The 10,980-nt window shown below is 69.2% G+C and carries 5 protein-coding genes; 3 read left to right on the top strand and 2 right to left on the bottom strand.

The features are described from left to right. The 3 genes from AB0B89_RS31175 to AB0B89_RS31165 form a co-directional block, all read left to right on the top strand. Window positions 1–1,325, top strand: a 1,325-nt coding sequence (locus AB0B89_RS31175) for a non-ribosomal peptide synthetase (protein ID WP_358559945.1), incomplete at its 5' end; no start/stop codon positions are given. A gap of 28 nt (window positions 1,326–1,353) precedes the next feature. Continuing rightward, a complete protein-coding gene (locus AB0B89_RS31170; protein WP_358559943.1) occupies window positions 1,354–6,777 on the top strand; it encodes an amino acid adenylation domain-containing protein in 5,424 nt (1,807 codons plus the stop codon). Continuing rightward, window positions 6,774–7,859 (top strand): TauD/TfdA family dioxygenase, encoded by a 1,086-nt coding sequence (locus tag AB0B89_RS31165; RefSeq protein ID WP_358559941.1) that lies wholly within the window; start codon window positions 6,774–6,776, stop codon window positions 7,857–7,859. Before AB0B89_RS31170 ends, AB0B89_RS31165 begins: the two co-directional genes overlap by 4 nt. 419 nt (window positions 7,860–8,278) lie before the next feature. Here the strand turns inward: AB0B89_RS31165 and AB0B89_RS31160 are convergent, their stop codons facing one another. Both AB0B89_RS31160 and AB0B89_RS31155 read right to left on the bottom strand, forming a co-directional pair. Next, entirely contained in the window at window positions 8,279–9,811 is a 1,533-nt protein-coding gene (locus tag AB0B89_RS31160; protein WP_358559939.1) for an ISL3 family transposase, read from the bottom strand. A 114-nt stretch (window positions 9,812–9,925) separates the two neighbouring features. Next, on the bottom strand, window positions 9,926–10,723 hold the full coding sequence (locus AB0B89_RS31155) for a hypothetical protein (RefSeq protein WP_358559937.1): 798 nt from the start codon (window positions 10,721–10,723) through the stop codon (window positions 9,926–9,928). Window positions 10,724–10,980: the final 257 nt, after the last annotated feature.

Below are 10,980 nucleotides of genomic sequence, written 5' to 3'. Positions count from 1 at the left end.
CGTATGTGATGTTCACCTCGGGGTCGACGGGGGTGCCCAAGGGCGTCGCGGTGACCCACCACAATGTCGCCGCCTTCGCCGCCGACCGCCTCTGGTGGGGGCACGACCGGGTGCTGGCGCATTCCGCGCTCGCCTTCGACGCCTCCACCTACGAGTTGTGGGTGCCGCTGCTCAACGGCGGGACCGTGGTCGTGGCCCCACCCGGCCCGCTCGACGCCCCCGCCCTGGAACGGGCGGTGCGCCAGGAGCGGGTGTCCGGGGTGTTTCTGACGACCGGCCTGTTCAACGCACTGGCCGAGGAGTCGCCCGCCGTGCTGGCCGCCGTACCGGAACTGTGGCAGGGCGGTGAGGCGGCGTCTCCCGCTGCGGTGGAGCGGGTCGTCCTCGCCGGTGGCGTCGTCAACAACGGCTACGGTCCCACCGAGACGACGACGTTCGCGCTCTCCTACCGGGTGGCGGAACCGTCTTCAAGCGCCGTCCCCATCGGGGGTCCGCTCGACAACACACGTGCCTACGTCCTGGACGACAGGCTCCGCCCGGTGCCCACCGGCGTGCCCGGCGAGCTCTACATCGCCGGAGAGCACCTGGCCCGCGGCTACCTCGGCCGCCCGGACCTGACCGCCGAACGCTTCGTCGCCTGCCCTTACGGCGAACCCGGAACGCGCATGTACCGCACGGGCGACCTGGTACGGCGTCGCGGCGACGGGAACATGGAGTTCGTCGGCCGGGCCGACCAGCAGGTCAAGATCCGCGGTTTCCGCATCGAGCTCGGCGAGATCGAGACCACCCTCGCCCGGCACCCCGGCGTGGCCCAGATCGTGGTCCTGGCCAGGCAGGACCACCCCGGGGACAAGCGCCTGGTCGCCTACCTGGTCCCCGGCGACACCTCAGCACCGGAAACCGACCTCTCCGGCCAGGTGCGGCGCTTCGCCGAGGAGACGCTCCCCGCCTACATGGTTCCCTCCGCCTTCGTCGTCCTGGACGCCCTCCCGCTCAACCACAACGGCAAGGTCGACCGCCACGCCCTGCCCGCGCCCGTGTGGCAGGAGCCGGCCGCCGCGACGCACAGGCCCAGGACCGAGGCGGAGAAGCTGGTCGCGGAGGTCTGGGCCGAGGTGCTCGGGCTGGAGCGGGTCGGCGTGCACGACGACTTCTTCGGTCTCGGCGGCAACTCGCTGCTGGCCATCAGGGTCGCCGCCAAGGTCAGAGCGGCCGTCGACCTGGAGATCCCGGTCAACGCGGTCTTCACCCATCCCACGGTCGAAAAGCTGGCCGACACCGTCGAGGCGCTGCTGATCGACGACATCGAAGGACAGATCCCGTAGTTCCCCCTCATGAAAGGAAGAAGTCCCGATGACCGAGCAGCTGTCGGAGCGCGCCGTCACTCTCACGGCCGACAAACGCGCCCTCCTGTCGCAGCGACTGCGCTCGCGAGCAGCGAGCACCACCGTCCGGCCCCGCGCCGCGGGGACCGAGCCGCCGCCGTCCAGCGGGCAGGAGCGGTTGTGGTTCATGGAGCAGTTCGCTCCGGGGAACGTCGCCTACACGCTCCCAGTGGCCATGCGCCTGAGGGGCGAACTGGAGGTCGCGCTGCTGGAAAAGGCGCTGACGGCGCTGGTGACCAGGCACGAGGCCCTGCGGACGCGGTTCCCCACCACCCAGGACGGGCAGCCGAGGGTCGTCGTCGACGAGCCTGGGCCCGTCACGCTGAAGATCACCGAATCGGAGACCCCCGAGCGGGCGGCCGAGATCGTCGGCGAGGAGGCGATCCGGCCGTTCGACCTGGCGGCCGACGCGCTGCTGCGGGCGTCGCTGATCCGCATCGGGCCGGACGACCACGTGCTCCTGCTCGTCGTCCACCACATCGTAAGCGACGGCCAGTCGCTGGAGATCATGGTCGACGAGCTGCTCAAGCTGTACGGCGGGCTCCGCGAGGGCACGCCCGCGGCGCTGCCCGAACCGGCCGTCCAGTTCGGCGACTTCGCCGCCTGGGAGCAGGCGCGGCTGGCGGGGCCCTCCGTCGAGCCCGACGCCGCCTTCTGGCGCGAGCAGCTCGCCGGGCTGCCCGACCTGGAGCTGCCCACCGACCGGCCGCGCCCGGCCGAGCAGAGTTTCGACGGCGCTGTCCATGCCTTCACCTGGGACGCCGAACTGATCAGGGCCGTGCGCGACCTCGGCAGGGCACACACCGCCACGCTCTACATGACCCTGCTCGCGGCATACCAGGCGGTGCTCGCCCGGCACGCGGGCCAGGACGACTTCGCGGTGGGCTCACCGGTGGCCGGACGGCCCTACCAGGAGCTTGAGGGTGTGGTCGGCGCCTTCGTCAACATGGTGACCCTGCGCAGCCGTACCGGCGACGACCCGACCGTCGCCCAACACCTGCTCCGCACCAGGGAGACCGTGCTCGGCGCGCTCGCGCACCAGGACCATCCCTTCCACCGGGTCGTCAACGACCTGCGGAGGGAGCGGGACCCCAGCCGTTCGGCGATCTTCCAGGCGACTTTTGCGCTCGCCGACCAGGCGGTCCGCGCCACGAGCGTGGCCGGACTGGACATCAGCCCGTTCGATTCGCCGCTCGCGGTCACCCAGTTCGACCTGGCGCTGTACGTCAACGAGACCGACGAAGGATTGAGCGGCTTCTTCACCTACCGCACCGACCTGTTCGAGCCCGCGTCCGTCGAGCGCATCGAGCGCTCGATGCGGCTCTTCCTCCAAGGTGCCGTCGCCGACCACGACCACCGCTTGTCCGAGGTGTCGCTGCTCGACGAGGAGGAGCGCGAGTCGCTGCTCGGCGACTGGGCGGGCACCCGCACCTGGCGGCCCGCGCACCGCACGCTCGGCGAGATGGCCGAGGCCCAGGCGGCGCGGACCCCGGACGCGGTCGCCCTCGTCGCCGGGGAGCGCTCGCTCACCTTCGCCGAGCTGCACCGCCGGGCCAACCGGCTGGCCAGGCACCTGCGGGACTCCGGCGTCGGCCCCGACGCGCGCGTCGCGATCTGCCTGGACGGGACCGTGGACGCCGCGGTCGCGATCCTCGCGGTGCTCAAGGCGGGCGGCGCCTACCTGCCGCTCGACCCCGAGCAGCCACGTGACCGGCTGGAGTTCCTGCTCGCCGACTCGTCGGCCGTCGTGCTGATCACCGATTCGGCGCTGCGCGACCGGGCGGCCGGTTTCACCGGCACGGTCGTCGAGCTGGACCGGCTGGCCGACGAAGGCGACGACACGCCGCTGGAACCGCTCGCCGGCCCCGGCGACCTCGCCTACGTGATCTACACCTCCGGCACCACCGGGCGGCCCAAGGGCGTCGGCGTCCAGCACCGGCACATCGTGGCCTACCTGGAGTACATCCGCGAGGAATACGACATCGTGCCCGACGCCGCCTTCGGGCTGCTCCAGTCGCTCGCCTTCGATTTCAGCATGCTGATGTTCTACCTGCCGCTCACCAACGGCGGCACCCTCTACCAGCTGCCCCGCCGCGGCTCCGCGCCCGAGCTGGCCGACGCCGTGCCGCGCCTCGACTACCTGAAGATGACGCCCTCTCACCTCGCCGCACTGGGCGCGGAGGGTGAGCCCGAGCGGCTGCTGCCGCGCCGCGCGCTCGTCCTGGCCGGCGAGGCGTCGCCGACCGCCTGGGTCCGCGATCTGGCCTCCCGCGCGGGCTGCGCGATCTTCAACAGCTACGGCCCCACCGAGACGGTCGTCGCGGTGACCACCGAGCGGGTGGACCCCCAGGCGCCCGCGGCCGGTACGGCCTGGCCCATCGGCCGCCCGCTCCCCGACGCCCGCGTCTACGTGCTGGACCAGGCGCTGCGCCTGGTGCCGCCGGGTGTCGCGGGCGAGCTCTACATCGGCGGCGACACCATGGCCCGCGGCTATCTCGGCCGCCCCGCACTGACCGCCGAGCGCTTCGTCGCCGACCCGTACGGCGCGGCCGGAGCACGCATGTACCGCACGGGCGACCTGGTCCGCAGGCTCGACGACGGGCGGCTGGAATTCCTCGGCCGCACCGACCACCAGGTGAAGATCCGCGGCTACCGGGTGGAACTCGGCGAGGTCGAGGCCGCGCTCGGCACGCTCCCCGGAGTCGTCCAGGGCGTCGTGGACCTGCGCGGCGACCACCTCGTCGCCTGGCTGGAGAAGGAGCCGGGCGCGCAGGAGTCCCCGGTGTCCGAGCTGCGGGCGCACATGCTCGACCGGCTGCCCGACTACATGGTCCCCGGGCGTTTCGCCTGGCTCGACCGCTTCCCGCTCCAGGCCCACGGCAAGGTGGACCGCAGGGCTCTGCCGGACCCCGAACCCGAGCGGCTGGACCAGCGGCCCGGCTACACCGCCCCGGCCGACCCGACCGAGGAGGCCATCGCCACGATCTGGGCGGGCGTCCTCGACCTCGAACGGGTCGGCACCGGCGACAACTTCTTCGACCTCGGCGGCCACTCGCTGCTGGCGACCCAGGTCGTTGCGAGAATGCGCAAGGCCTTCCCCGAGAGCAGGCCGCCGATCGGCGTGCTGGAGATGTTCCAGCACCCCACGGTCGCCGAGCTCGCCAGACTCGTCACCGAACGCCAGGGCGAGACGGCCGCCCCCCGCCGGATGCTGGCCGAGCTGACTCGCCCGATCGATCCGAAGAACCGGGTCGGCTCCGTCATCTGCGTGCCGTACGGCGGCGCCAACGCGGTCGTCTACCAGACGCTCGCCGACGCGATGCCCGCCGGCTACTCCCTCTACGCGGTCGCCGCCCCCGGACGTGAGCCGGGCGAGGAGGAACAGCTCTCCTTCGAGGAGGTGGCGGCGCTCTGCGTCGAGGAGATCGCCGAGCATCTCCGGGGCCCGATCGTGATCTACGGGCACTGCGCCCCCGGCAGCGCGCTGGCCGTGGAGCTGGCCCGGCGCATGGAGGCGTCGGGACGCGAGCTGGATGCCCTCTACCTGGGCGGCATCTTCCCCTTCGCCCGGCCCCGGGGCCGCTTCCTCGGCCCGCTGAGCAAACTGATCAGTGACCGGCTGTACGGCACCCGCACGATCGCGGCCGAGCTGCGGGCGCTCGGTGGCGACATGACGGGCCTCGACGAGGAGCAGGTGGCCTTCACCGTCGAGCTGATGCGCCGGGACGGCCGGATGGCCGAGGAGTACTTCACCCGGATCCTGGGGACCGAGCAGCCCCGGCTGAGAGCGCCGATCATCTCGGTCGTCGGCGAGCGCGACCCGAGCACCGAGTTCTACCAGGAGCGCTTCAAGGAGTGGTGCTTCCTGTCCGACTCCTCGTCGCTGGTCGTCATAGACGAGGCCGGGCACTTCTTCCCCAAGTATCGCGCCGACGAGCTCGCCCAGATCCTCACCGGCACCCACACCGCCGACGCGGCCTGGCGGGAGGCGCACTCGCGCGAGGCGGGCGGCACCTGGTGGCTCCAGGACAGCGTGGAGCGGCGGGCCGTGCGGGAGGAGCGCGAGCCGAGCATGCGCCGGTTCCTGCCCGTCGCGCTGGGGCAGCTCGTCTCGCTCACCGGGTCGGCCCTCACCGAGTTCGCGGTGCCGATCTGGATCTACACGATCACCGGGTCACTGGCCCACTTCGGGCTCATCGCCCTGCTCGCCCTGGTGCCGGGCATCATCGTGGCCCCGCTGGCGGGCGCGGTGGTCGACCGCTACGACCGGCGGCGGGTGATGATCGCCGGCGACCTGGTGTCGGGAGTCACACAGGCGGTGATGCTCACGCTGCTGCTGACCGACCGGCTCTCGGTCGGCCCGCTCTACGCGCTGATAGCCGTCGTCTCGGTCTCCGTGACGTTCCAGCGGCTCGCCTACCAGGCGTCGATCCCGCAGCTGGTGCCCAAACGCTACCTCGGGCACGCCAACGGCATCGTGCAGCTCGCGATCGGCACCGCCCAGTTCCTGGTCCCCCTCATCGCGGTCGGCCTGCTCGCCTCGATCGGGCTGGAGGGCATCCTGACCATCCAGGTGGCGGCCTACACCTTCGCCATCGTCGTGGTCCTGTTCGTCAAGTTCCCCACCACGCTGGGGCTGCGCCGCCGTGAGCCGATCTCGGCCGAGATCGCAGGCGGCTTCCGCTTCTCGCTGGGACACCGGAGCTTCCGCGGCATGCTGTTCTTCTTCGCCGGCGTGAACCTCTTCCTTGCTCCCATGTTCGTCATGGTCTCGCCGCTCGTCCTCTCCTTCGCCCCGCTTCAGGCGGCCGGCGCGGTCGCGGTCGCGGCCGGGGCGGGCGCGATCACCGGCGGCGTCGTCATGAGCCTGTGGGGCGGCCCGACCCACCGCAGGCTGCGCGGCGTGATCGCCGCGACGATGCTGATGGCGGTCGCCGGCGTGCTGACCGGACTGCGGCCCAGCCTCTGGCTGATCGGCGTCGGCGCCTTCGGCATGTCCTTCGCGCTGGCCCTGATCAACGGCACGATCATGACGATCATCCAGGTGAAGGTGCCGCACCGCTTCCAGGGGCGGATCATCGCGGTCAACACAATGATCGCCGCAGCCACCGTGCCGCTCGGCTTCGGCGTCATCGCCCCCCTCGCCGGCCCGCTCCTCGATCCGCTGCTGGCCGTGGGCGGCCCGCTCGCGGACACCCTCGGCGCGATCATCGGCACCGGGCCGGGGCGCGGGATCGGGCTTCTCTACCTGCTGTGCGGGCTCTGCATGGCGCTGCTCGTGCTCGCCGCCACCCGGATCGGGACCCTGGCGCGCTTCGACGACGAGGTGCCCGACGCCAAGCCCGACGACCTCATCGGCATCGAAGAGCTGGAAAGGACCCACGCATCGTGAACACCACCACCATCGCCTGGGAGATCAGGGAGGGCAGGCCCGCTGCGGCCGACGCCCAGGGCTCGGACCTGGGCGAGACCTGCGACTGGCTGCGGGAGAACCGTGAGGCCATCCGTGCGGGCCTGGACGAGCACGGCGCCCTCTACCTGCGAGGGCTGCCGGTGAAGGGCGTGGAGGACTTCGCCGAGGTACGCGACGCCCTGATCGCCAAACTCGCCGGATATGTCGAGAAGGCCACCCCGCGCAGCCACTTCGGCAAGGACGTCTACTCCTCCACCGACCTGCCGCCGTCCCAGACGATCCGCCCGCACAACGAGAACAGCTACGCGCTCAGCTTCCCCGGGCTGCTGATGTTCGGCTGCCTGATCGCCCCCGACGAGGGGGGCGCGACCCCGGTGACCGACGTGCGCAAGGTGCTGAGAAGCATCCCGGAGCCTCTGGCCGACCGGTTCCGCGCGCACGGCTGGTCCCTGGTGCGCAACTACGGCGACCACATCAGCCTCGGCTGGCGCACCGCATTCGGCACCGAGGACAGGGACGAGGTCGCCGCCTACTGCGCGGAGAACCACATCGCCCACGAGTGGGTCGGCGGCGACCAGCTGCGCACCGTGCAGCGCCGCTCGGCGACCATCCGTCACCCCGGAACCGGCGAGGAGGTCTGGTTCAACCACACGGTCTTCTGGAACGAGTGGGCGCTCGACCCGGAGATCCGTGAGGTGTTCCTGGAGGACCTGGGCCACGACAACCTGCCTTTCAACACCGCCTACGGCGACGGCGAGCCGATCTCCAGGGAGGACGTGGAGACCATCGACGCGGCCTACCGCCAGGCGACGGTCAGGGAGACATGGCGGCCGGGTGACATTCTGATCGTCGACAACATCCTCGCCGCCCACGCCCGCGAGTCCTTCAAGGGGCCCCGCAAGATCGTGGTCACCATGGGCGACCCGGTCCCCCTGGACACCTGCGCCCCGACCGTCCAGCCGCAGGCCGGCTTCGCCAAGGCCACGGCCGGGGTGGGAGTGGGGACCAGGGAGGCCGCCAAGCCTGCGAAGGCGCGCCGCTGGTTCGGCCGCCGCTCCTGACCCGCCGCTCCTGACCCGCCGCGCCTGGCACTCCGGCCGTACGGCGGATCCGTCCCGGCCCGCCCGGCCCCTCATCCTGGGGTACGGCTGCCCGGTGGCAATCCCCTCGAACCGTAGAGGCGGCGTTCGAGGACGCGGACAGACAACCACGGGCTCCTGGCCGCTGAGCTGCTTAGACAACACCTCAGCTACCGGGAGCCCGCTCCCATTCACGGGTCAACGACCCGAAAATGACCACACCCCGGCGGTCTCCTGACTCGAACCTCGACGCCAAATCCCTTTGTCAGCAGGCTCTTAGGCCGCCTCCTTCTTGTGCCGCGCAGCGGCCTTGCGCGCTTTGGCGGCCTGCTTCTTCTCCCGTATCGAGGTCGGGTCTGTCCAGCCAACGGCTCTGTCTCTCTTTCGGTGGTGACGGAGGGTTAGGCCAAGAGAATGCGGTGGCGGAGCAACGCGAAGCTGGCCCGGCCGTGCATCTGGCGCATGATGCGCTTGGTCTTCGTGTTGACGCCTTCGGTGCCGCCGTTATGAAAGGGCAAGGTGACGGCCGCGCGGACGGCATCGCTGTCGTGGTCGAGGCCTCGGATGAAGGCGTGCAGGTGAGGCAGATCGGCGGTTCGGGCGGTGGTGATCCACGCGGTGAGACGCTCGGCGTTGCCCTCGTGTGGCAGCAACAGGTCGGCGAAGCCGCGCACGAGCTCGGCCAGGTCGATCATCTCTGGGCAGGCGGTGGTGAGGTCGTGCAGCAAGCGGCGGTGCTCGTCCTTGAGGTTGTCGGGCCGGGTGAGCACAAGGCGAGCAAGGCGGCGGGGTGAGATGGGCAGGCGGTCGGCTTCGACACGGCCTTGGGTGATGTAGCGGTAGAGGAGGTTGAAGCTGCCCTGGTAGCCGAGGGCTTTGATCTCGTTGAACAGGTGCAGGACGGGGACTGCGGGGTCGTCGGATCGGCGGCGCCGGAGGTGGTCGCGGTAGGGGTCGACGAGGGTAGGCCGGTATTGCGGGGCGCGTTGCAGGCGTTCGGGCTCGGCCACGCGGGCGTAGCGTTTGACGGTGTTGAGGGACACGTTCAACCGGCGGGCACATTCCAGCAGGCCGACGCCTTTGCCGAGCAGGTCGTGGACCTGGTGCCAGCGCTCGCGGGTGGTTTTGGCGCGCTTGCCGTCCTGTATCGGCGGTCCGGCCTTGGCCCAGCAGGCACTGTGTCCGGCTACTTCTTTCGCGACGGCCTCACCCAGGCCGTGCCATAGATGCCAGCGGTCGGTGACCTGGACAGCTTGCGGTAGCGCGCGGCGGACGGCTTCGGCGTAGGCGCCTGAGCCGTCCCGGCACACCACCTGCACTCCGGGATGAGCACGAAGCCAGGCCTCCAGGACATCGGCGGTGCGGCCGGGCAAAACGTCGATACGCTCGCGCGTTTGGGCGTCGATCAGCACGGTGGCGTAGCGGTGACGCCGGCGCAGCGCGAAGTCATCCACTCCCAGTACACGGGGCACCCGAGACTGGGGCGAAGGCATGCGCAGCAGAAGGCGCAGCGCGGTGTGCCGGGACAGGCCAACAGCCAGAGCGGATAAAGCGCGCACGCCGGCTCGTCCAGCCAGTTCGCGGACCACCGCACCGATCTGCGAGGTCAGACGCGGGGTGCGCCGCTGGTAACGCTCCAGTACGCCGGGCAGTTGTTCGCGGAAGGTCTGGCGGCAGCCACGCGTCGGGCAGACCAGGCGGCGAACCTGCACCACCACCAGCACACGGCGTGCATCGACCGGGACATCAGCAACGGTCCGGTCGTGATAGCCGTGCACCCGCGCGGTCTCAGCCCCGCACCCCGAGCAGGCGACCGACCCGTCCGGAGTTCGCGCCCGCACTCGGATCCGCTCACCCTCGTCCACTACGTCCTCCACCACCAGCGGCGACAACCCCGAAAAGATCACGCTCACAAGCTCATCAAGATCAAGCATGACTCACTGTGACGCAGCCGAACCTTTCGTCACCACCGAATCTGCGACAGAGCCGAAGACCGTACAGTCCCGGGATGTGGCCCGGAGGGACCGAAGACCGCTGTACTCGAGTCCTCATTCAATTAGTTTCGAACGCCATGGGCGGTTTATGTATCCCTTGCTGTCACGAGAAATTCTTCGCCGGGCAGATGTATGACCGAAATCTATCTTGACATAGTCAGCCATTGCAATGAGAGGCGTTCCGTAGTATTCACTGGCAAAGCGATTGAGCACTCCGTCTCTGGTCAACAGTGGCGCACCGACATTCAGGGCGGTTGCAAGAACCAGGATGTCATTCAAAGTGTTGCGAAAGTCGCCCTTAGGTGAAAACCTCGCCCGAAATTTGCGAAACAGCTCGACAACGTCAGGGACGACTTTGCTCGTGGCGGCAATGCATCTAATCGAGTGCTGTGTCAGAAATTCAAAATACCGCAGAGCAACATCTCTGCGATGCTTGTCTAGATGGCGAGTGCAGTAGAGCAGCAGGTCAACCTCTTGGCTATTGATAAGTAGCGATATTGCAAGGTGGCCATACTCGACGACACTGAGCTCGTTCTCACCTAGGTAGAGCGGCAGCAAATCTGTAGATTGCTTGCGCGGCGGGTGATGCTTTGGCCTAGAGCTAGCTAATTCTCGAATTCCGATACTAGGCACTGGGATATAATATGCAACGTCACCTTCTTCTTTGTCCCAGGTGCGAAGAAGCTCGTGCGCTGTCGCTGAGGCAATGAGTCGGCCCTCTACAGCCGGAACATCGATCTTTCCCTTTAGTGCATAGGAAATGATCTGCGTGTCAAGAAACTCTCGCTTCCCACTCCCTTGGTCCGCGACGCCTTCGGCATTCTGGTCAACCGCATCAGAATCGAACTCCACAAGAACCTCCTCTGGCCGAAAAATTGGCCAGCAATGGCACCTGTCAAATACATTACTGGACTCCACTATCAAGTGGGTCCGGGGACGGGACACTCGGGACAGTACAGCACGATGATCTGCCGAATTGTTCTTGTGAGTATCAAGGCGGCAGCGCTCCGCGCCGCCGCACGGCCCGCCGCCCGCCCGCCGTCCGGGCGTGCGGCGTGGGCGCCGGTCCCGAACGGCGGCGGGACTCAGGGCCGCCCGCCGTACACAGC

The sequence above is a fragment of the Sphaerisporangium sp. NPDC049002 genome, from assembly GCF_040649355.1.
Taxonomy (GTDB): Bacteria; Actinomycetota; Actinomycetes; order Streptosporangiales; family Streptosporangiaceae; genus Sphaerisporangium.
Note: the sequence above shows the minus strand (reverse complement) of the source record. Positions and strands in the feature narration are given on the sequence as shown.